The sequence below is a fragment of the Vibrio sp. T9 genome (assembly GCF_003123985.1).
GTDB classification, from domain to species: Bacteria; Pseudomonadota; Gammaproteobacteria; order Enterobacterales; family Vibrionaceae; genus Vibrio; species Vibrio diabolicus.
Genome location: NZ_NIGY01000005.1, coordinates 414,553 through 435,104, shown reverse-complemented (window position 1 = coordinate 435,104; position 20,552 = coordinate 414,553). Strand labels below are relative to the sequence as shown.

General features: G+C 47.1%; 22 protein-coding genes, 1 rRNA gene and 1 riboswitch. Of the genes, 14 read left to right on the top strand and 9 right to left on the bottom strand.

What is annotated here, in order from left to right; genetic code table 11:
- A 16S ribosomal RNA gene (locus CBX98_RS12850) occupies window positions 1-117 on the bottom strand; the annotation flags it as partial.
- Window positions 118-631: 514 nt separating this feature from the next.
- Window positions 632-1,156, bottom strand: coding sequence for a DUF3087 domain-containing protein (locus CBX98_RS12845; protein ID WP_109169396.1), 525 nt, complete (start codon window positions 1,154-1,156; stop codon window positions 632-634).
- A 160-nt stretch (window positions 1,157-1,316) separates the two neighbouring features.
- Between CBX98_RS12845 and trmY the strand changes: the two genes are divergently transcribed.
- A complete protein-coding gene (trmY, locus tag CBX98_RS12840) occupies window positions 1,317-1,916 on the top strand; it encodes a tRNA (pseudouridine(54)-N(1))-methyltransferase TrmY (protein ID WP_005459965.1) in 600 nt (199 codons plus the stop codon).
- 80 nt (window positions 1,917-1,996) lie between these two features.
- On the opposite strand, the gene CBX98_RS12835 is transcribed toward trmY, so the two are convergent.
- Both CBX98_RS12835 and CBX98_RS12830 read right to left on the bottom strand, forming a co-directional pair.
- Entirely contained in the window at window positions 1,997-3,340 is a 1,344-nt protein-coding gene (locus CBX98_RS12835) for a TldD/PmbA family protein (protein ID WP_109169394.1), read from the bottom strand.
- Window positions 3,340-4,725 (bottom strand): TldD/PmbA family protein, encoded by a 1,386-nt coding sequence (locus tag CBX98_RS12830; protein WP_109169392.1) that lies wholly within the window; start codon window positions 4,723-4,725, stop codon window positions 3,340-3,342. The genes CBX98_RS12835 and CBX98_RS12830 overlap by 1 nt, the downstream gene beginning before the upstream one ends.
- A gap of 312 nt (window positions 4,726-5,037) precedes the next feature.
- A riboswitch (TPP riboswitch) is annotated at window positions 5,038-5,145 on the top strand.
- Window positions 5,146-5,242: 97 nt separating this feature from the next.
- On the opposite strand from CBX98_RS12830, the gene thiD reads away from it, so the two are divergent.
- The 8 genes from thiD to CBX98_RS12790 all read left to right on the top strand — a co-directional run bounded on the left by thiD (window position 5,243) and on the right by CBX98_RS12790 (window position 11,694).
- Window positions 5,243-6,103 carry a bifunctional hydroxymethylpyrimidine kinase/phosphomethylpyrimidine kinase gene (thiD, locus tag CBX98_RS12825; RefSeq protein ID WP_109169391.1) on the top strand — a complete coding sequence of 287 codons (861 nt, stop codon included), beginning with the start codon at window positions 5,243-5,245 and terminating at the stop codon, window positions 6,101-6,103.
- Window positions 6,093-6,851, top strand: coding sequence for an ABC transporter ATP-binding protein (locus CBX98_RS12820; RefSeq protein ID WP_109169389.1), 759 nt, complete (start codon window positions 6,093-6,095; stop codon window positions 6,849-6,851). The genes thiD and CBX98_RS12820 overlap by 11 nt, the downstream gene beginning before the upstream one ends.
- A complete protein-coding gene (locus CBX98_RS12815; protein ID WP_005391855.1) occupies window positions 6,844-7,644 on the top strand; it encodes an ABC transporter permease in 801 nt (266 codons plus the stop codon). Before CBX98_RS12820 ends, CBX98_RS12815 begins: the two co-directional genes overlap by 8 nt.
- Before the next feature lie 22 nt (window positions 7,645-7,666).
- Entirely contained in the window at window positions 7,667-8,617 is a 951-nt protein-coding gene (locus tag CBX98_RS12810; RefSeq protein ID WP_109169387.1) for an ABC transporter substrate-binding protein, read from the top strand.
- 18 nt (window positions 8,618-8,635) lie between these two features.
- Window positions 8,636-9,298 carry a thiaminase II gene (gene tenA / locus CBX98_RS12805; RefSeq protein WP_021821248.1) on the top strand — a complete coding sequence of 221 codons (663 nt, stop codon included), beginning with the start codon at window positions 8,636-8,638 and terminating at the stop codon, window positions 9,296-9,298.
- A gap of 18 nt (window positions 9,299-9,316) precedes the next feature.
- Complete coding sequence (thiM, locus tag CBX98_RS12800) at window positions 9,317-10,108, top strand: hydroxyethylthiazole kinase (RefSeq protein ID WP_005391861.1); 792 nt, start codon at window positions 9,317-9,319, stop codon at window positions 10,106-10,108.
- Window positions 10,109-10,171: 63 nt separating this feature from the next.
- On the top strand, window positions 10,172-10,786 hold the full coding sequence (gene thiE, locus CBX98_RS12795; RefSeq protein ID WP_109169385.1) for a thiamine phosphate synthase: 615 nt from the start codon (window positions 10,172-10,174) through the stop codon (window positions 10,784-10,786).
- 182 nt (window positions 10,787-10,968) lie between these two features.
- The gene (locus CBX98_RS12790) at window positions 10,969-11,694 is read left to right on the top strand and encodes a phosphatase PAP2 family protein (protein ID WP_109169383.1); all 726 of its coding nucleotides are present in this window, start codon (window positions 10,969-10,971) and stop codon (window positions 11,692-11,694) included.
- Window positions 11,695-11,764: 70 nt separating this feature from the next.
- On the opposite strand, the gene CBX98_RS12785 is transcribed toward CBX98_RS12790, so the two are convergent.
- Window positions 11,765-14,212, bottom strand: coding sequence for a trimethylamine-N-oxide reductase 2 (locus tag CBX98_RS12785; RefSeq protein WP_109169381.1), 2,448 nt, complete (start codon window positions 14,210-14,212; stop codon window positions 11,765-11,767).
- A 22-nt stretch (window positions 14,213-14,234) separates the two neighbouring features.
- Window positions 14,235-15,329, bottom strand: coding sequence for a NapC/NirT family cytochrome c (locus tag CBX98_RS12780; protein ID WP_005391870.1), 1,095 nt, complete (start codon window positions 15,327-15,329; stop codon window positions 14,235-14,237).
- 270 nt (window positions 15,330-15,599) lie between these two features.
- Between CBX98_RS12780 and CBX98_RS12775 the strand changes: the two genes are divergently transcribed.
- The 5 genes from CBX98_RS12775 to CBX98_RS12755 all read left to right on the top strand — a co-directional run bounded on the left by CBX98_RS12775 (window position 15,600) and on the right by CBX98_RS12755 (window position 18,460).
- Window positions 15,600-16,115, top strand: coding sequence for a GNAT family N-acetyltransferase (locus CBX98_RS12775; RefSeq protein WP_047009770.1), 516 nt, complete (start codon window positions 15,600-15,602; stop codon window positions 16,113-16,115).
- A 9-nt stretch (window positions 16,116-16,124) separates the two neighbouring features.
- Window positions 16,125-16,856 carry a glucose 1-dehydrogenase gene (locus tag CBX98_RS12770; protein WP_006740993.1) on the top strand — a complete coding sequence of 244 codons (732 nt, stop codon included), beginning with the start codon at window positions 16,125-16,127 and terminating at the stop codon, window positions 16,854-16,856.
- A gap of 1 nt (window position 16,857) precedes the next feature.
- Window positions 16,858-17,328 carry a GNAT family N-acetyltransferase gene (locus CBX98_RS12765; protein WP_109169379.1) on the top strand — a complete coding sequence of 157 codons (471 nt, stop codon included), beginning with the start codon at window positions 16,858-16,860 and terminating at the stop codon, window positions 17,326-17,328.
- A gap of 118 nt (window positions 17,329-17,446) precedes the next feature.
- Window positions 17,447-17,914 (top strand): HAD family hydrolase, encoded by a 468-nt coding sequence (locus tag CBX98_RS12760; RefSeq protein WP_109169377.1) that lies wholly within the window; start codon window positions 17,447-17,449, stop codon window positions 17,912-17,914.
- Between the two features lie 33 nt (window positions 17,915-17,947).
- Window positions 17,948-18,460: a GNAT family N-acetyltransferase gene (locus CBX98_RS12755; protein WP_109169375.1), complete on the top strand. Its 513-nt coding sequence runs from the start codon at window positions 17,948-17,950 to the stop codon at window positions 18,458-18,460.
- On the opposite strand, the gene CBX98_RS12750 is transcribed toward CBX98_RS12755, so the two are convergent.
- From CBX98_RS12750 to CBX98_RS12740, 3 genes are all read right to left on the bottom strand, one after another.
- A complete protein-coding gene (locus CBX98_RS12750; protein ID WP_109169373.1) occupies window positions 18,444-18,971 on the bottom strand; it encodes a hypothetical protein in 528 nt (175 codons plus the stop codon). The two genes, CBX98_RS12755 and CBX98_RS12750, sit on opposite strands and share 17 nt — an antisense overlap.
- A 238-nt stretch (window positions 18,972-19,209) precedes the next feature.
- Window positions 19,210-19,494 carry a hypothetical protein gene (locus CBX98_RS12745; protein ID WP_047009765.1) on the bottom strand — a complete coding sequence of 95 codons (285 nt, stop codon included), beginning with the start codon at window positions 19,492-19,494 and terminating at the stop codon, window positions 19,210-19,212.
- Between the two features lie 67 nt (window positions 19,495-19,561).
- Complete coding sequence (locus CBX98_RS12740) at window positions 19,562-20,461, bottom strand: DMT family transporter (protein ID WP_109169371.1); 900 nt, start codon at window positions 20,459-20,461, stop codon at window positions 19,562-19,564.
- Between the last annotated feature and the right edge of the window lie 91 nt (window positions 20,462-20,552).

Here is a 20,552-nt window from a genome sequence, read left to right as displayed (position 1 = left end):
CGCCGCTCGACGCCGTTATCGTTCCCCGAAGGTTCAGATAACTCGTTTCCGCTCGACTTGCATGTGTTAGGCCTGCCGCCAGCGTTCAATCTGAGCCATGATCAAACTCTTCAATTTAAGATTTTGTCGGCTCAATGAATACTGAACATTACATAAAGTAATGTTTGAATTGACTGTGCTCTTATTGGTTTTCACTTTTAAAAAGTGAAATAAAACAGCTCAAGGCTGCTTTCCAATTCGAATGGTCACTTCGTTTCATTGAAACCTAATTTGAAGCCGAAGCTTCTAATTGGATTATCATCAACGAGTGCCCACACAGATTGATAGGTCTATATTGTTAAAGAGCTTGCTTCGTAAGCTTTGCTATCGAAGCGGAGGGGTATTCTAAGGAATTAACTTTCAGTGTCAAACACTTTTTTAAATTAATTTTTAGAAGCTTTTCTTTCGCCTTGTTGCCAACCGCTTTTGCGTTTCCGCTTTGCCCTGACAACGGAGGCGCATTATAGGGAGATGATTTTTCTTGGCAACCCCTTTTTAGAAAAAAAAATAAAAAAAAGCGTCGAGTGATTAAATCTCACTCAAACGCTTATTTTTAGCACTCAGTTGTTAACTTCAAGTAGCAAATAGGCAATCAGTATGTGTCTACCCAGCTCTCTTTAAAGCTGGTGATATCAAGATCCAGTGATTGCTCCGCTTCGATTTGCTCAATTGCCTCTAATTCTTTATTTACACTACTCATCGTCAATGTGTTGTTGTCTAACTCAAACACTTGTTGTTGCGTTGTGTAATAGAACTTAAGCGTAGTGAGCGCTTTTACATCGTCATTGCTCGCGGCTGCTTTAATGCTTTTTAGTTTACGAAATATTTTGTTGTGCAGTTGCTTGAGCTTCCAAACGTGCAACACCTCTTCCATGTATGGCCGAGTTTTAATTTGATTCAATAAAGAGAGGGAAGTTGCGACTGCGAGAAGGACACCAATCAAATTCCAATGAAAGTTTCCCGTTGATTGTTCAGGTACGACTTCAGTGTTGCCAAACAAAACAATAAGCAAGGTACTAAAGGCAAGAGATGAGATAGCGAGCAACGCAACAAAACCGCCAATCACCAGGTTTACTTTCTTTTTATAAATGTCTTTATTTATCTTTTTGATTTCCATATACCGCTCCTAACAGGGTTGCCTCCTATTCTAACCAGCACACTCCGCACGACAATCGAAGCTTTGTAAGTAAGTTCACATTTACTATTAAACTCGCATCCCTTCCCTGCTTGGGTATATACTTCCGCGCATTCACTCTTCCTATATAGAGGCTAAACTCATGCGCTCTTTTGTTTTACGAGCTCGCGCGGCGCCAACCACCAGCAAAGCACTATTAGAAGGTGTTGGTAACGAGGCGCATACCGAGATCCTTGCTCATACCATGATGAACACCATGTTCGTGGCACAATCTCACCGTGAAGATGTGGTTGTCCACTTGGTATTAGAGAGCACGAAGGATTACTCGCGCACGATTACCATTCGTTCAAACGACATTACCAATATTGGTGGTTTTCACGAGTCAACGTTGATCGCTGCCGTTGCCCGTGCGTTAGACGCATCTGTTGGTATGGGTAAAGAGCAGCTTCGTGAAGTTGAACCCGGTATTACGGTTCGTACAGTGAGCTTTGAACGCTTGGTGCAAGAACTGGCGGAAGACCACCAACTTTATATGTTGGACAAGAAAGGCGAATTTGTTCGTGACGCAGAAATTGGTGAAAATCCATGTTTCTTACTAACCGATCACATTCCGATGCCGAAGAAGTCGTTCAACAGCTTGAAGCGCCTAGGTACTGAGAAAATCAGCCTTGGGCCTAAGATGCTGTTTGCTTCTCAGTGTGTAGTACTGATCCACAACGAACTGGATATCCGCGAATTCTAGTTATTCGCGTACACGTTGCTAGATGATGAAAGAGGACTCGATTGAGTCCTCTTTTTTGTTTCTGATTTTCTATGCCGCGCTTATTTTCCGCCAATACTCAAGCGAGCAAAACGCACATCTGGTGCGAAGAAAGTGCGGCTATCATTAATAAGCTGGGTATCACCCACAGCTTCTACTTCTTGCAGCATCTTATAGAAGTTACCGGCAACTGTAATTCCGCGCACAGGTTGAACACGTTGACCATCACGACACAAGAAACCACTCGCACCAAATGAGAAATCACCACTGACAGCATCTGCACCAGAGTGAACCCCTTGCAGTTCCACTAATTCTAGGTATTCACCTGCTTTGACTTCTGACGCACTGCTGTTGCCTGTCGCAATCACTTTGTGATTCGCTGACACGTCTAAGCTCGATTTTGCACCGCGAGCAGCACTTGCCGTCGACACTGCACCCAAATAACTCGCTGTTTGGCTATTGTGCAATAGCGTATTCAGTTGGCCATTAGCGATCAACACATTGTCTTGGGTGGCAAAACCTTCACTATCAAACCCTGCGATAGCCATACCATTCGGCATGTATGCCGCATCGGTAAAGGTAATCAAGTCACTCGCAACACGTTGACCAAGCTTATCACCCAGTGGCGTAATGCCTTTCATCGCGCTTACACCAGAGAAAGCACTGCCGAAAGCACCGAATAAACTTGCCAGCGCATTGATGTGGAAAATAGCGGGGTAGTTACCCGTCGCAACCGGTACACCTTCAAGAAGATCACGAGCAAGGTTATAACCGCCTTCTATACAATAAGCTGGATCCAACTCATCAAAACGGCGACCTAGCGACATTCTTCCCGCCATCGACTGTTTGCCGTCTTTTTCAAACAGGGTATACGCGTAACAAGTGAACGATCGCTCGAAATGTTGACATAACGTACCTTGAGTATTCGCGATGATGAGCTGAGTTTCACCGTCACTGTAACCATTGTATGGTGAGTTTGAAGCGTGAGGCAGAGCCACAACACCTTGCTCAAGCGCAAGGGACAGTTCAATTTTCTCATCGACCGATGTGGTATCGTCTTGCGCAATTTCTGCAATATCAGTGGTGATTTGGCTGTTCACGCAACTAATGCTCTGATGTTCATCTTGCTTGGAAAAGCGAGCACTTTGCAGCGCGTTTGTGAGCATCAAATCTAAACTTGGTTGCTCGAGTGATTCAGAATAACTTGTCGCGACACGAGCATCTTTAATAACTCGAACACCCAGCACTTGACTTGAGCTTACTTTGTACTCATCCAACTTGCCTTGGTTCGCTTTCAGAGAAAAGCTGCTGTTGCGGTTTACAATGACGTCCGCTTCTGCGCCTTGACGCTTTGCTTCTGATAGGACGTAATCAACCGCATTAAGAAGTTGTTTTTCTTGGCTCATTAGTTACCGCCTCCTACCAGAATATTATCTACTTTCAGTGTTGGCTGACCGACTGTTGTTGGTACTGAACCACTTACTGAACCACACATGCCCGGCGCAAGCGCCATGTCTTTGCCGACCATGCTGATTTCTTTCAACACTTTTGGACCCGTGCTGATCAGCGTTGCTGTTTTCAGAGGTTTGGTGATTTTGCCATTTTCAATGAGGTAAGCTTCACGAACGGCAAAGTTAAACTCGCCCGTTCCCGGTTGAACCGAGCCGCCGCCCATCTTCTTCGCATAGATACCACGTTCGATACCTGCCAGCATGTCATCAAGTGAATGCTCGCCTTCTTCGATAAAGGTGTTACGCATACGCGAGGTTGGTGCGAACTTGTAGTTCTGACGACGACCAGAACCCGTAGGCTCATAACCTGTCTTCATGCCACCCATTTTATCGACCATAAAGCTGGTTAGCTTACCGTCTTTGATCAATTGAGTGCGCTGAGTCTTCATGCCTTCGTCATCAACATGAATCGAGCCCCATTCGTTGGTCATGGTGCCGTCATCGACTGCATTCACTGCGGTGTGAGCAATCATTTCGCCCATCTTGTCGTGGAATACGGACGCTTTCTTCGCAACCGAAGTGGTTTCGAGTAAGTGGCCACACGCTTCATGGAAGATAACGCCGCCAAAGCCGTTACCAATTACCACTGGCATTTCCCCCGATGGACAAGCATCAGCGCCAAGTTTCACTAACGCTTGCTGCGCGATAGTTTGACCCAGCTCTTTCGCATCAAGCTGTTCGCTGAACTCCCAACCAGCAAGAGCGCCAGGACCTTCCATACCAGAAGACTGCTCATTACCTTTTTGAGCAACGGTGTTACCCGCCACACGAATGTAGTGACGCGTATCGTCTACATGCAAACCTTCTGAGTTGAAGATAGACACTTGTTGCTCGCGCTGAAGCACACTACCAATGAACTGGCTGATGTACTCACTTTCTGCACGCGCAGCTTGGTCAACTTTCAATAGAAACGCGATTTTTGAATCTAAGTTGGCATCCTGACTTAACGGCATGCGGCAACCGTGTTGGATTGGGTAGCGGTTCAAATTTAAAGAACCTGCTGACGCGATTTGTTCACGCTTGTCTTTTGCCGCAAGCAATGAGGTTACGCGTTTTAGCTCGGCTTCGTCCGTGCTATTGGTGTATCCATAAAGCACTTTGTGACCGAAGAAGAGGCGAATACCGATACCAAAATCAATCCCCGAATTGACCTTGTCCACCTCACCAGATGCGATCTGGACGGTGTTAGTTTGATGATGTTCAACGAATAGTTCAGCGAAATCAGCCCCTAAAAAGAGAGCATGATCGATCACTGACTTCGCTGTTGCAGAATTAAGCATGAAGTCTCCTTGCTCGATGATCGTCTTAGCCTTCCTAATTAACTGTCGAAAAGTTCAACAAAGTTAAATTGGCAACGCGTTAAATTTTAACAGTTTTTTAACCTTGTTTTGTGCTAATCCTTGCTTAACGAGACCACGATTATTTATTAAATATTCCAGGTTCAGCTCTTTCACCAGAGCGTTGCACTAGTAAATTCCACACGACGAACCATTTAGATGCTTACTCTATCACTCACCTCGCATAATTGAATACTCAATAATAATTACTCTCAAAAAACGTATCCCTTCTACAAGGGTCCTGCTATCATCCGAGCGAAATAGTCGGGGGGCCACGCGATAAGCGTTGGCTGAGATCGAGATTCGAGACCCGTTGAACCTGATTCAGTTAGCACTGACGTAGGGAACTATGCGCACTTTGCCTTTCGCCGCTCCTCTTTGGCGAGCGATAACGATCGAACAATCGATCTATCCACAACGGTCAAAGTCAGTTCCTATACGTCTTGTAGTAGGAGCGACCATGACGCAGCAATCACAGCCATCTTTACACCAGGCACAATCACCTATAACCACCCCTGTTGTCTTAACCATCGCAGGCTCCGACAGCGGCGGCGGCGCAGGCATCCAAGCCGATATCAAAGCGATGTCGGCAACAGGCAGCTTTGCCTGCTCAGTGATTACCGCCATCACCTCACAAAACACGCAAGGCGTTTCTGCGATTTTCCCTATTCCTCTTGATCACGTTGAAAGCCAACTCGATGCAGTGTTTACCGATCTCAATATTGTGGCGGTAAAAGTCGGCATGCTGGCGGATTCGAACATCATTAAAGCGGTGGCAAGCAAAATAAGACAGTACCAACCCAAGCATCTTGTGATTGATCCCGTCATGGTCGCCACCAGCGGTGATTTGCTACTTGAGCAATCAGCAATCAGCACATTAAGAGAAGAGTTAATTCCACTGGCAGACATCATCACCCCTAACCTGCCAGAGGGTGCAGCACTGACGGGTAAGCCAGTGCCTCAATCAGAATCTGAAATGAACGATATGATTACCGACCTTCGTGCACTTGGTGCCAAAGCTATTCTGCTCAAAGGCGGTCATCTTGAAGAAAATGAAAACAGCAACGATCTGCTGATCATGCAAAACAGTGCGGAGTTAATCAGCGCCAAGCGTTTTCCGACCCAAAACACCCACGGTACGGGCTGTACACTGTCTTCCGCCATTGCGTCTTACCTTAGTCAAGGCAACAACCTGCACAAAGCGGTGCACCTTGGTAAGCAGTACATCAGCCAAGCTATCGCACACGCTGATGAATTGGAAGTGGGGAAAGGTCACGGCCCTGTGAATCACTTTTTTTCGGGTCATACTTATGTTCGCTAACGCGATTGGCATTCAGCTTTCCGACGCCAGTTTGCAATACAAAGACAGCCAAACACCGACTTTAGCGGGAGTGAACATGACCATTCCTGTCGGTCAATGGACGGTATTACTCGGACGAAGTGGCTGCGGGAAAACCACAATATTGCGTTACTTAGCTGGCCTACTGGATGACCAAGTTGACTGGCATGGCGAACTCATCACAACCGATGGCGCTGCACTGCATGACCGTATCGCTTACATGGCTCAGCAGGATTTATTGCTACCGTGGCTTAACGTGCTGGATAACGTCTGCCTCAGCTCGCGCTTTTCTCACGCCAATTCAAATCCAGCGGATGAGAAACAACGCGCTCTCAACTTGTTAGAGCACGTTGGGTTGGCAGATTACGCTTACGCCAAACCCGCTCAACTCTCCGGAGGTATGCGACAGCGCGTAGCCCTTGCTCGCACTCTGATGCAAGACAAACCTTTGGTTTTGATGGATGAACCTTTCTCGGCATTGGACGCCGTGACTCGCCACAAATTGCAAACTCTCTCTGCCGAGCTACTAAAAGACAAAACCGTTGTCTTGATTACACACGATCCGCAAGAAGCAGTGCGATTGGCGCATCAACTCTATGTGTTACAAGGCACGCCTGCTCAAGCGCAGCACTTGGTTGTTCCGGACGCCAAGCCACCAAGATCTCTCGATGGAGAATGCGCAACTCTACAACAAGCGATTTTGAATCAATTGGAGAAAGACTATGAGTGATATGACTCAGTACAACTCCGTTTCGGCGCGTATCAGTAAAAAGGAACGCGTGACTCATCCGGCATTGCGTCTGCTAATCAGCGCAGCCGTGATCTTAGGTTTGTGGCAACTCATTGTAGTGGTGTTTGACATGCCAAGCTTCATCTTGCCTTCGCCGATTGAAGTATTGGATAGATTAGTCACTCGATACGACGTGCTACTCAAACACACTTGGGTTACCGCGCAAGAGATCCTACTTGGCCTCGCACTCGGCTTATCAATGGGTTTGCTGTTCGCATTACAAATGCTGATGTTCGAGCCGCTGAAGCGTTGGTTACTCCCAATTCTGATTGCTAGCCAAGCAATTCCAGTATTTGCTATCGCGCCAGTGCTCATGCTTTGGCTGGGTTACGGCATTGCATCGAAAGTAGTAATGGCGGCGATCATCATCTTTTTCCCTGTAACAACTTGTTGTTATGACGGACTGCGCAACACCCCCACCGGCTATCTCGATCTTGCCAAAACCATGGGCGCATCGAAATGGCAATTACTGCGCCATATTCAACTACCTGCCGCCCTACCAACGTTAGCGTCTGGTATTCGCGTTGCCGTGGTTATTGCGCCGATTGGTGCCGTGGTAGGTGAATGGGTTGGCTCAAGTGAGGGCTTGGGCTATCTGATGCTGCAAGCCAACGCTCGCATGATCATCGATGAGATGTTCGCGGCGCTGTTTATTCTCGCCGCGCTGTCTATCGCACTCTATTTCACCACTGACAAATTACTGAAAAAAGCCATTCCCTGGGAAAACAAATAGGGAAAGAAAAAGGAAGAACCCCGTGAATAAAAACAAACTCATGAGCGCTGCTGCTCTGCTCGCTTCAATGGTTTCAACTAACGTACTAGCTGCCGAAAAAGAGCTTACTTTAATGCTGGATTGGTTCGTTAACCCGAACCATGGCCCTATCGTGATCGCACAAGAGCGCGGCTACTTTAAACAGCAAGGTTTGAAGGTCAATATCCAAGAACCCGCCGACCCAAGCACACCACCTAAACTAGTTGCATCAGGCAAAGTCGATATGGCGATTTCATACCAACCTAGCCTGACCATCGACGTAGCGGCTGGCTTGCCATTAATCCGCTCTGCGACCTTGATTGCTACGCCACTCAACACGTTGATGGTGCTGGATAACGGTAAGAATGAAAACCTTGGCGACTTGAAAGGCAAGAAGATCGGTATTGCGATCGCAGGCAACGAAGAAGCGACAATCGGCACCATGCTAGCGCAAGAAAACGTGAAGTTTTCTGACGTACATATCATCAACGTAGGTTGGGCGCTGTCTTCGTCTCTTGCGTCTGGCAAGGTGGATGCGATTTGGGGCGGTCTACGTAACTTCGAAACCAACCAACTTGCATTAGAAGGTTATAAAGCTAAGGCCTTCTTCCCTGAAGAACACGGCGTGCCAGCGTATGACGAGTTAGTCTTCGTAGCCAATGCGAAAACCTACGACAAAGAAGCCATCAAGGCATTCAACAAAGCGCTGGAGCAAGCGACCACTTACATCGTCAACCATCCTAAAGAGTCTTGGAAAGAGTTTGTCGCTTACTCGCCAGACACACTAAACAACGAGCTCAACCAACGCGCTTGGAATGACACGTTAACTCGTTTCGCGCTTCGCCCATCGGCAGTTGACCTAAAACGCTACGACGATTACGCCGAGTTCATGTACTCACAAAAAATCATCGAAACGCTACCAAAAGCGAAAGATTACGTACCGAACTTTGACTAATTACGAGGCAGCCCCATTATGAAATACCAAGATTTGATCGACGCTTGCCGCCAAGATTGGCAAGAATACACCGAGCATGCCTTCGTGCAGCAATTGGCCAAAGGCACTCTGGCTCAACCTTGTTTTCTGCATTACTTGAAACAAGATTTCTTATTCCTAAAACAGTACGCGCGAGCTTATGCGCTGGCAATCTACAAAGCACGTACGTTAGACGACATGCGCCGCGCACTACCAAGCGTACATGCGCTTTTAGATTCAGAGATTGCCCACCATGTTACCTACTGCGGTCAGTGGGGATTGACGGAATCTGATCTCGAAAACGAGCCGGAAGATTTTGGCACGGTGGCTTACACGCGCTACGTATTGGATGCGGGAATGACGGGCGACTTAGTTGACTTGTATGCCGCGCTCGCCCCTTGCTCCATCGGCTACGCCGTCATTGGTAAAATGCTGATTGAAGATGAAAACACGGTATTCGAAGGCAATCCTTATGAAAGTTGGATTAACTTGTACGGCGGTGAAGAGTTCCAATCAGGCGTGGCAAGTGGGGCCGAACACTTTAACCAGTTGCTGGCTGAAATCGACATCCACAGCCAGCGCGGTCAAAACCTGATTCAGGTCTTCAAAACTGCAACGCGTATGGAAGTGGCGTTTTGGCAACAAGGTCTAAACGCACAATAAGGTTAATTGGAGAATCTCATGTTAATAGAACAAATCACTCAAGCATTAACCGCAGTGCGTCAGCAAAAGCCTTTAGTCGTGAACATTACCAACTACGTGGTGATGAACAACACGGCGAACGCTTTGTTGGCTATCGGAGCTTCGCCAATCATGGCGCATTCAAAGCAAGAAATGGCAGAAATGATGTCGTTTGCAGGCGCTTTGGTGATCAACATCGGCACCCTAGACAGCGTTTGGACGCCGCGCATGAGCTATGCCGTCGAGCAAGCCAACTCGAACGGTAAAATCGTTGTGCTCGACCCTGTCGGTTGCGGTGCAAGTTCACTGCGCACCGAAACCTCGCGCGAAATCGCCCGCCTTGCAAACAAGTTAATCATTCGTGGTAATGCGTCCGAAATCATTGCTCTCGCTGGTGAGCAAGCGCAAAGCAAAGGTGTAGATGCACTCGACAGTAGTGATGCAGCCCTTGGGGCGGCTCACTTCTTAATTGAAGAATATGGAGCGAGCGTGGTGATCTCCGGCGAAACTGACTACATCGTGACAAAAGAGCAAACCGTCCAGTTGAATAATGGTCACGAGATGATGCCATACGTAACGGGTATGGGCTGCACACTGACGGCACTGACTGGCGCTTTCGCAGCAATCGGCGACGAAACGGGCCTTGCTGCGGCAGCGGTGCTTGGCGTTGTGGGTGAAATTGCGGCTGAGCAAGCGCGAGGGCCAGGTAGCTTGCAAATGCATCTTTTGGATGAGCTTTACCAACTGGACGAAGAAACACTGGCAACACGTCTTAAATTACAAGTGAGATAAATCACTTCTCAATGCTTTAAACGCCTCTCACTCCAAAGACAGTGGGAGGCAAAAGGAAACATAATGAACGCCTATCGTTTGTATTTGGTCACCGACGACCAACAAGATTTATCCACTCTCAAACACGTTGTAAGAAAGGCGGTAGAAGGTGGGGTCACCATGGTGCAGGTGCGTGAAAAACATGGTGACGTTCGTGCATTTATTGAACGAGCTCAAGCCGTCAAGACGATCCTTGAAGGCACTGGAGTCCCGTTAATCATCAATGATCGTGTTGATGTTGCCCTTACTGTTGATGCTGATGGTGTCCACTTGGGGCAATCAGATATGCCCGCAACTATCGCTCGCGAGTTGATTGGACCAAACAAAATTCTCGGTTTATCCATCGAAAATGAAGAGCAGCTTGCAGAAGCGGACTCTCTTCCGATTGATTACATCGGTTTGAGCGCGATCTTCGTGACGCCAACCAAAACCAACACCAAAAAACATTGGGGTATTGATGGTTTGAAGATGGCGTTAGAGACGACTTCACTACCGATTGTTGCCATTGGCGGCATTAACGAGAGTAACATTCCGCAGCTTAGCGCCACTGGTGTTCATGGTTTGGCTTTGGTTTCTGCCATTTGTCATGCAGAAAATCCAACCAAAGCAGCAGAATACTTACTTTCTCTGATGGATTAAGACCCCAACGCTTAAGGATGAGCGCCTTTACCCTTCGGATAAATGTCATCAATTCATCACTCAACCTTCATTCTCTCGTCAAATTGACAAAGCGTTGATAAGTTTTTCACGCCAGATAACGTAAGATAAGCCCCTTATTTTCACGTGGTTGAATAACCCTCAATAAAAACAAAACGCTCTCAATGAAAACCAAAAAATATGGATTGATGATGCTCGCCTTGTTTGTTCTTGGCATCATCCCAATGTCGCTGTTTGGCTCTTATCATGATCTCACCTCACAGGTGCCTGAAAGTCTGGGTATTACTTTTACTTTGCTCACTGATTCTGCTGGCAGCAAAGGCTTTTTAATTACCTTAACACTGCTACTGCTTTCTTTATTTCGCTTTAAACCAAGTCGCACTGAGTGGATGCAAAAACTCTCAATGTTAGGGCTGTTACTTGTGATTGGCTTTGCCAGCAAAACGGGGCTAAAACTGATGACAGAAAGCCCGCGCCCGTACACGGAATTGCTCGCAGCAGAACAATTGATTGAAACACCAGAAACGTTTTATCAGTTGGAGACAAAGCAACAAGCCAACGTAATTAACCAGATTTCTGAACAAGTCAGTGATTGGCGGACACGCCATTGGCAAGGCGAGAAAGACTATTCTTTCCCATCCGGCCATACGATTTTCGTTTCGATTTGTTTGGCTTTCTTTGGTGGGTTGTTCTTACAGAACAAGTGCTATATCTCTGCACTGTCATTGTGGATGTGGGGAATGAGCGTCGCATATAGCCGCTTATGGCTGGGCATGCATCGCCCTGAAGATTTAATAGGTTCGGTCTTGTTTGTCGCTATTGTATTTACTTTACTCCCGACATTTCAAATTAAGAAACAGATGCCATTTGTTTCTCTCGCTTCGCGCTAATGTAAACGATGACTAGATAAAAAAGAAGCCAGCGATTCGCTGGCTTCTTGCTTTCAAGCGCTACTTTTTTCTAGCCATTTTTTGGTGGTTCAAACGCCGTTAGTTCTAATTCTGGGCCAGTGTATTTTTCAATACGAACCAGTGCCGAGTTCGCCGCACAGCCGTTTGCAAGTCGAGAGGTCGGAATATCCAACGTTAACACGTTACAACCGCCGTTCTTACAAATGCCGGTTTTCGGATCCAAATCCGGCCAACCGCCTTCATGAATACACACTGAACCTTGCTTGATTCGGTCAGTCACTTCTGCACCAACCAATACTTGGCCACGGTTGTTAAACGCACGAACTAGATCGCCCGTTTTAATACCACGCGCTTTCGCATCTTCAGGGTGAATCCAAATAGGTTCACGGTTTGCAATTGCGTACTCTTCGCGAATCTTCGCGTAGTTAAACTGGCTGTGTAGACGATGCGCTGCGTGCGCGGTCATCAGCTGCAACTCGCCATCTTTTGCATTGCCGGTGTACTCGGTTGGTGCCATCCACGTTGGGTGTGGAGGACAGTCTTCCAACTGGTAACCTTCAATGGTTTTCGAGAAGATTTCGATCTTACCACTTGGTGTACCGAGTGGATTCATGATCGGGTCTTCACGGAAATCTGCGTAACGAACAAACTGTGCGTTCTTCTCGTTCCACTTCATCTCGATCAGTTGGTTATCTTCCCAGAACTTGCTGAAGTTCGGCATTGCTACGCGAGAGCCACGGCCACCTTGTTGCGCCGCCTTGTAGAAGCCGTACAGCCATTCCATTTCAGTCTTGCCTTCGGTGTACACGTCACGGCCACCCGGAGCTAGCATCTCTGCCATGTCCGCGAATACATCGAAGTCATTACGCGCTTCACCTTGCGGCTCAACCACTTTCTTCATTGGCACCAAGTGTTGGTTACTGTAGTCACCCGTCATCGTTAAGTCGTTACGCTCGAACGATGTGGTGATTGGCAGAACGATATCCGCATGCTTCGCAGCCGCCGTCCAGTAAGGCTCTGAAATCACGATCAGCTCAGGCTTTTGCCATGCTTTAATCAAGCGGTTGGTGTCTTGGTGGTGAGTAAAGTTCGCACCACCTGCCCACCAAATCATCTTGATATCTGGGAACGTCAGTTCATGACCGTTGTGATGGTAGGATTGACCTGGGTTTTCCAACGCCTCGACAATACGCGCCACAGGGAAGCTTTGCACCGCGCCAGATACCGCCCAGTCGTTACCCGCAGAAGAGCCGCCACCCAGTGATGCTGAAATCGCAGGAAGCACGCCAGCGTCACGAGCAGGGTTACCACCGTTTGAGTAGTGGTAAGAGAAACCAAAACCACCGCCCGGTAAGCCGATTTGACCCAACATCGTTGCCAGTGTAACCAGCATCCAGTGACGCTGTTCACCGTATTGTTGGCGCTGCATGCCCCAACCCGCCATCAGCATGGTGCGGTTTTTACTGAAGATGTCAGCTAAGAGCTCAAGTTGCTTCGCAGGTACGCCACAGATTTGCGATGCCCACTCCGCTGATTTTTCTACGCCGTCTTCTTCGCCCATCAGGTACGCTTCAAATTTGTCGTAACCAGCGGTGTATTTATCGAGGAAGGCTTTATCGTGCTTACCTTGTTTCACCAAGGTGTGTGCGATACCCATCATCATCGCTACGTCGGTCATTGGGTGAGGAGCAATCCACTCCGCATTCTCGCCAAAGAACTCGATGGTTTCAGAACGAATAGGGTCAATCGCAATAACCGTCTTGCCTGATTTTTTTAATTGATGGAAGAACTCAAGACCAGCACAGTCTGTTGAGCTCCACGCGATTTTTAGGGTGTTGATCGGGTTTAAGCCCCAAAGTACAACCACGTCGCTGTGCTCTAGTACCACTGGGTACGTGGTTTGTTGCTCGTACACTTCGATAGAGCCCACAACGTGCGGCATGATGATCTGCGCAGCACCCGTTGAGTAGTCACCCAAGTGGCCTGAATAGCCGCCCGCCATGCTCATGTAACGTTGCAGCAAGGTTTGTGCTTTGTGCAGCACGCCACTTGAACGCCAGCCGTAAGAGCCAGCAAACACAGAAGCCGCGCCATATTCTTTACGAATGCGCATGTGCTGTTCGTGGATCAGCTTGTAAGCCTCATCCCAAGACACACGCACAAACTCATCACTACCGCGCACACCTTCTGGCGACGATGGGTTTGCCAAGTAGCCTTTACGTACCATTGGGTACTTCACACGCGCCTTGGTATGCACTTGGTCAGGCCCAGTAGTTTGTAGACTATTTGGTACAGTTTGTGGAAGAGCATTAGTAGTCGATACTAGCTTGCCATCTTTCACTTCACATAACATTGGGCCCATGCGGCCCGCTGTCAAAATGCCCTTGCCACGCTGGTTTGAAGACGCAACAGACATAGGTGCAAAAGAAGTAAATGCCATGGCGCCAGCCGCCATACCTGTGCCTTTTAGAAATCCACGACGGGTTAAATTAGTCATAATCTTATCCTTCTATTTATCGTTAGTGACCAACCACATCTTTCGCGTGGTGCTGGAAGAACTTAGTAAGAATTTCTAGGTTTTCGGCAGTGATGTCTGTTCGATCACCCATACTCTTCGCCACTGGTCCCCAAGCGTTCACTGTGAAGTGATTTGAAGGAATTTTCGCGTGACAAGTTGCACAATAAACGTTGTCTAGCTCTTCTGCGTATGACCAAACTGGGTCAAGTGTATCCACAACCGGAGAATCGATCGTGCCTGTTAGTGACACTGCGCGCCATTCGTTGCCGTAAACGTCTGCCTTAAACTCACCGCCCTCAAGAGCTTGCTGACCTTGCTCGGTTAGCGTTGCTACGATGGCACGTTGGCCTTCACCCATGTACAGCACTTGCTCTGCGCCTTTCATTTGGAATGCGTCCAACTTAACAGTACGCTCATCACCTTCAGAGCTGATTACTTCTAACTTCGTCGTTGGGTTAATTTTACCCATCTCACCCATTGCGATTTCAGTCACAGGGTAAACGACTTTGGCACCAGGTGATGTTTTTGTGGTGAAGCTCATCAACGTTTCAAATGCCTTGCTGTCTAGCTCAGCTTCTGGTGCAAAGTGAGCAACGCCTTTGTGACAATCGATACACGTTTGATCGTTCGCTTTTGCGTACTCGTGCATTTTCGCTGCATCGCGAGATTGCTCAAATTCTTCCATCGCGTCAAAGTCGTGGCAAGAACGGCACGTTGCAGAGTCGTTTTCACGGAACTGCTCCCACACCATCTCCGCAAGCTCTTTGCGGTGCGCTTCGTATTTTTCTGGCGTGTCGATCTTGCCAGTCACGAACTCATGGTAGATGTCTTTCGATGCACGAATCTTCGTGATCAGGTAGTCCATCGGTTCTTGTGGGATGTGGCAATCAGAACACTCGGCACGAATGCCTTTCGCATTACTGAAGTGCACTGAGCCTTGGTACTCTTTGTAAGGGATTTCCATAGAGTGGCACGAGAGACAGAACTCAGTATCAGAGGTGTAATGCATCACCGCTGCAGTACCACCTAATGTTAACCAGCCCACACCAATGCCGGCAGCAACCAGCAGTGCAACATATCGTTTTTTTATTGACATAATTAGCAACACTTCCAAATAAAATGTAATTATAGATCGCAAAATACTACTTTATGGGTAGTTCTCTCTTGATCCACATCATTTCCGTGTTGCTCTATGTGTCTCAAGTATGAAATTTCGTTATTTTCATCCCATAAATGAATATTCAGTAAGAATTCATTACCCAACCAGGCATTCACCACATAAATCACTTTTGTAAGTGCAACCGTTTGATTAAAGAGATAAGAGGATGAGAAACTGGCTCTCTACATAAATGCTGTAAGGACACGCATGTCAGTTTATATTGAGACTCACCGAAGCCGATTAAGACCTATCGAAGCCAGCGATTGGGAACTATTTCAGCGATTACATTCCGAACCAGAGATCATTGAGCTCTGTTTTGATCGCCCGAGCGAAAAACAAATAAAAGAAAAATTTGCTTCGCGATTATTACCATGGACACCAGACAGTCAGCACTGGCTTTGCCTCGTCATACTCGATAAGCAATCTGAACAACCGATTGGCGTCACAGGCCTTGCCATTGAAGAAGGTAACGCAGAGGTGGGTTACTTACTTTTGCCTGAATTTCATGGCCGACAGTTTGGAACAGAAACCCTTCAAGCGCTTCTAAATTGGGCGAGAGCAACACATGACATTGACCGCTTTTCCGCTACGGTCACTGAAGGGAATATTGCTTCAGAGCGTGTTCTCATGAAGTGCGGATTCGAGCTATCTGAAGTCATTCCTGACGCATACCAAATTGGCGACAAGCGTTACGCCGACAAAATCTACTCACTACAAAAATAAGGATGTATTTTGAATAAAGTAGTCATCGTTACTGGCGCAAGCCGAGGCATTGGAGCCGCAACGGCGAAAAAACTGGCCGAGCAAGGCTATGCCGTGTGTGTTAATTACCGTGCGCAAAGTGAAGCAGCTCACCAAGTGGTCAGAGACATACAAGCAAATGGCGGAAAAGCTATCGCCGTTCAAGCAGATGTATCTGACGAGCAACAAGTGCTCAACCTTTTCGATGCAACAGAAAACGCACTAGGCTCAGTCACCCATTTGGTCAACAACGTTGGCATTCTATTTACTCAGTCACCGTTGGCGGAAATCAGCTTGGAACGCTTTCAGAAAGTAATGAACACTAATGTGAATAGCTGCTTTCTCTGTTGTAGAGAAGCGGCGAAGCGATTCAGTACTGGTGGCGCAATTGTGAATGTTTCTTCTGGGGCATCACGCTCAGGCGCGCCATTCGAATATGTCGACTACGCCACATCAAAAGGCGCAATGGATACCTTAACCAAAGGGCTATCGCTTGAATTGGCAGACCGAAATATTCGCGTCAATGGCGTTCGACCTGGTTTCATTTATACCGATATGCACGCCGATGGTGGAGAACCAAACCGAGTGGATAGGCTCAGCCCTCAAATTCCACTGAAACGGGGCGGTACGGTAGAAGAAGTGGCGAATGCGATCGCTTGGCTACTCAGTGATGAAGCTTCTTATGTGACAGGCTCTTTTATCGATCTTTCAGGCGGTAAGTAAAATGGAAGTCAACATTCGACAAGCAAGTCCCGACGATTTGGATGCAATTTTTGAATTAAACCTACAAATCAACGCACTGCATTTTGCCAACGCGCCTGAAGCTTTTGTAGCACCTTCGGAAGACGACCGAGCGTTCCTCACTCAGGCTCTCGAGAATGATGAACGCTTGTTTTTAGTCGCAGAACATGAAAAGGAGGTAGTCGGCTTTTTAACCGCGATGATCACTCAGAATGAAACCGTCAGCTTTCTGATCAAAGATCCAATTTGTCGAGTAGGAACGATTGTCGTCAATGAAGAACAAAAGCAGCAGGGCATCGGTCGCCAACTGCTTGAGGCTTGTGAGCAATGGGCGCGCGATGCCAATGCTACACAAGTTCGATTAGAAGTGATGGAATTCAATCAATCAGCACAGCGGTTTTACGACAAGCAAGGTTTTAAAACTAACTCACGCATTATGCTGAAACATTTGTAACGATAACGACAATTAAGCGCTTTTCACGACTAAAGCCACCTAAATCGCATTTATTGATGCAATTTATCCCCTGATTTTAGAAAAGACGATATGATGTGCGGATAAAGGAGATTCGAACATGATTTATCTTTTCGATTGGGGGAACACCTTAATGGTGGATTTCCCTCACGCACAAGGAAAAATGTGCGATTGGGAACACGTAGAAACGATTCCTCTGGCCAAAAAAACACTGGCAACACTTTCCCAAAATCATGCTATTTACATCGCGACCAGTGCGTCTGATTCCAACATGGAAGAGGTTCAGCGTGCATTCGTCCGCGTCGACTTAGACCAGCACTTAAATGGCTACTTTTGTTTTGCCAATCTCGGCATCGCTAAAAACCAACCTGAGTTTTATCTTGCTATCGCAAAACAGCTAGGGGTTAACGTGAGTGAGTTAACTATGGTTGGCGACTTGCCTCATAAAGACATTTACCCTGCAATGCAAGCTGGCGTAAATACGGTTTGGTTTAATCCAACAGGAGCCAATGCGCCAGCCGATCCCATTCCGAATCAAATTCGCTGTTTATCTGAACTCGTACCTTAACCATCACTAACCTGCACTAATCAAGGAAGATGAATGCAAATCAGACCCATCCAGGTAAGCGATATCGAGCGCTTTACCGAACTGTGGAACCGAGTCTATGCCGAAGGTAAATACCTGCGCAGTCCGGCTCCAGATAAAGACACCCTGACCAATATTTTACGTCGCGTAGAACTTGAATCGATTCCTCAATTTGTTGCTTTGGACCATCACGTTCTGATTGGTAGTGTAGAGATTTTTCCTGCCGAACTGTGCGGTTATGAAAGCGGTCAACTCACTAGCACAGGCATTTTAGGTATTCATATTGATAGAACATTCAGAGGAAAAGGGCTAGGTAAGCAGCTATTGTCTGTCGCACTTAAAAGTGCCTGGGAATATGGTTACGACACCATTGTACTTAATGTTTATAAGGACAACCTTGCCGCGATAGCGTTGTACGAACGATTTGGATTTGAGCACCATGGTGAACTAGGAGAAGTCTCTCTCCCCAATGGCGAAGTGTTGATGAGTCAGAAGATGATGTTAAGCGCGCCTAACAACCCTCAGTAACGTGCCCTCGGACGATAGACTCTGTGGATGCTTGATTTACATAATAGAAATAGCATGCCTCTTCTGCCAAGGTATAACCTTGCGGCCAAATGTACACCACCCGATCAAGACCTGACTGGTCGACAAATTGATAATCGGGAATAGACACAAAGTGGGTACTGTTTGGGTGTTGCTGACCAATAATACAAAAGTCACTGCCTTTGCAGGGAACATCAATTTTGGACACGCCACTCTGCGGCAAATCGATTTCTAATAACGCGCCAATGCTATTGGCGCTCGCTTCTGGCATACCACTTAAGGTTTTTACGTTCCTATCAATATAGTGGACTTGGTTTTGCTCGGCAGCATTGCCTATCACCACTCGGGCGTTAAAAAATTTAAGCGCGGTACCCAATGACGAATTGGAACTGTGTAACATCGACGCATAGGCTTGGCGATGAATGTGGAGTAGTGTTGGCAACGCAGCCAAAGCGATGAAAGCCAAAGTGGCGAGCACTATGGTGATTTCCATCAGAGTAAATCCCTTTAATCTCACTTTTTTATCTCAGCAGAATGAATGGTCGTTTGCCTCACATCCATGTGAGACCTTACCAATATATCTCTGATTTAAAACGTTTAAAGCCCTAGTAGATGACAAACAAGAGTCATGGGCCAAAGTTGAGACCGCTCGCCAAGTTACTATGCAAACGCACACATTTATGTGTCAATTTTAGGACTTTATTTATCAATCACTTATTTACTGAAGTAGATTACCCGAGTAGTGGAACGTTATTACGAACAAGTCCGCGACGTACGTTAGTGCACATCTTCCCGAAACGACGGATCTCATCAAACTGCGGAATCACACCCCGCTCCATTGCCGACTCCCAATAAGTAACCTCTGAATCGACCATTTCTAATAATTTCTTTGGACAACCGATACACTGCCCTTCCGGCCCACACACAAAAGTTTCCGGTTCGTAAATCGGTAGCTCAGCTTTTACTTGCTCGATGATATTACGCATCGCGGTCATTCGATCTGGCTTTAACGTCATCACTCTGCTCCACGGATTAAGATGAAGCAGAATTGTACTCACTGGCACGTGAATGTCCCTACCCAATTTAGGTATATTCTGTTTGAACCGATTTTTTTATCGTCAGCTCTGGCTTTTTAACCACTAGATAGACCGCCGTGGCCGCCAATGCAAAACCAGAAATGCCCATCCAATCAAACGACTCACCAAACGCGAGCCAAGCTTGAATCGCGGTTGTTGGCGGCACCAGGTAAAACACAGACGCCACACTCGAAGACGCGCCATTTCTCACCATGTACAGCAGCAGCAGGATAGCCACACAAGAGAGCACGACAACCAACCACAACACGGTCAAAATAAACTCCAGTTCCCACTGAACTTGCATGGTTTCAAACTGCATCGCAACAGGCAGAAACATGATGAGTGCGGCCAAATATTGCACCGTCGCACCACCAACCAAATCCACCTGTTGGCAATGTTTTTTCTGATAAAGCGTCCCTAACGTTATACCAACCAAAGACAGTAAACAGACTCCAATGGCTAAGAACTTATGTTGCTCAGACTGCCACTCCATGTTTCCCATCAGCACCATGGCGATGCCGACAAAGCCAAGAGCCAAACCCAGCCATTGCGAAGGTTTAAATTCCTCACGAACAAACACCACCAGCAAAGCCGCGGTTAAAATCGGCTGAATGCCCACCAACAACGAACTCAACCCTGCAGGCATACCCAAATCAATAGCAAAATAAGTGCCGCCTAAATAGAAGCCATGGATCAACACACCCACCACACAGCTGTGCCAGAAATCGCTTCCTGTCGGCAACCTTCTACGCAATACCGCCACAAGAACCAAAAACAGTAAGACATTGAATGCCATACGGATAGAAAGTAGTGTCGCTGGCTCGGCATACTGCAAACCAAAACGCGCACCAACAAATCCAGAAGCCCAAAGGATGACAAATACAAAAGGGATGGCTCGGATTAACATGATCGCCTCACTCACGCTTGTTTTATGTTTTGAGATACTGTTAATGTAATTAGGTACAGTGTTTTCAAAAAGTGACAGATTGAAGTGTTTT

Coding starts and splice junctions, on each gene's coding strand:
- CBX98_RS12845 (WP_109169396.1), bottom strand. CDS start 1,156: ATGGAAATCAAAAAGATAAATAAAGACATTTATAAAAAGAAAGTAAAC.
- trmY (WP_005459965.1), top strand. CDS start 1,317: ATGCGCTCTTTTGTTTTACGAGCTCGCGCGGCGCCAACCACCAGCAAA.
- CBX98_RS12835 (WP_109169394.1), bottom strand. CDS start 3,340: ATGAGCCAAGAAAAACAACTTCTTAATGCGGTTGATTACGTCCTATCA.
- CBX98_RS12830 (WP_109169392.1), bottom strand. CDS start 4,725: ATGCTTAATTCTGCAACAGCGAAGTCAGTGATCGATCATGCTCTCTTT.
- thiD (WP_109169391.1), top strand. CDS start 5,243: ATGACGCAGCAATCACAGCCATCTTTACACCAGGCACAATCACCTATA.
- CBX98_RS12820 (WP_109169389.1), top strand. CDS start 6,093: ATGTTCGCTAACGCGATTGGCATTCAGCTTTCCGACGCCAGTTTGCAA.
- CBX98_RS12815 (WP_005391855.1), top strand. CDS start 6,844: ATGAGTGATATGACTCAGTACAACTCCGTTTCGGCGCGTATCAGTAAA.
- tenA (WP_021821248.1), top strand. CDS start 8,636: ATGAAATACCAAGATTTGATCGACGCTTGCCGCCAAGATTGGCAAGAA.
- thiM (WP_005391861.1), top strand. CDS start 9,317: ATGTTAATAGAACAAATCACTCAAGCATTAACCGCAGTGCGTCAGCAA.
- thiE (WP_109169385.1), top strand. CDS start 10,172: ATGAACGCCTATCGTTTGTATTTGGTCACCGACGACCAACAAGATTTA.
- CBX98_RS12790 (WP_109169383.1), top strand. CDS start 10,969: ATGAAAACCAAAAAATATGGATTGATGATGCTCGCCTTGTTTGTTCTT.
- CBX98_RS12785 (WP_109169381.1), bottom strand. CDS start 14,212: ATGACTAATTTAACCCGTCGTGGATTTCTAAAAGGCACAGGTATGGCG.
- CBX98_RS12780 (WP_005391870.1), bottom strand. CDS start 15,329: ATGTCAATAAAAAAACGATATGTTGCACTGCTGGTTGCTGCCGGCATT.
- CBX98_RS12775 (WP_047009770.1), top strand. CDS start 15,600: ATGTCAGTTTATATTGAGACTCACCGAAGCCGATTAAGACCTATCGAA.
- CBX98_RS12765 (WP_109169379.1), top strand. CDS start 16,858: ATGGAAGTCAACATTCGACAAGCAAGTCCCGACGATTTGGATGCAATT.
- CBX98_RS12760 (WP_109169377.1), top strand. CDS start 17,447: ATGATTTATCTTTTCGATTGGGGGAACACCTTAATGGTGGATTTCCCT.
- CBX98_RS12755 (WP_109169375.1), top strand. CDS start 17,948: ATGCAAATCAGACCCATCCAGGTAAGCGATATCGAGCGCTTTACCGAA.
- CBX98_RS12750 (WP_109169373.1), bottom strand. CDS start 18,971: ATGGAAATCACCATAGTGCTCGCCACTTTGGCTTTCATCGCTTTGGCT.
- CBX98_RS12745 (WP_047009765.1), bottom strand. CDS start 19,494: ATGACGTTAAAGCCAGATCGAATGACCGCGATGCGTAATATCATCGAG.
- CBX98_RS12740 (WP_109169371.1), bottom strand. CDS start 20,461: ATGTTAATCCGAGCCATCCCTTTTGTATTTGTCATCCTTTGGGCTTCT.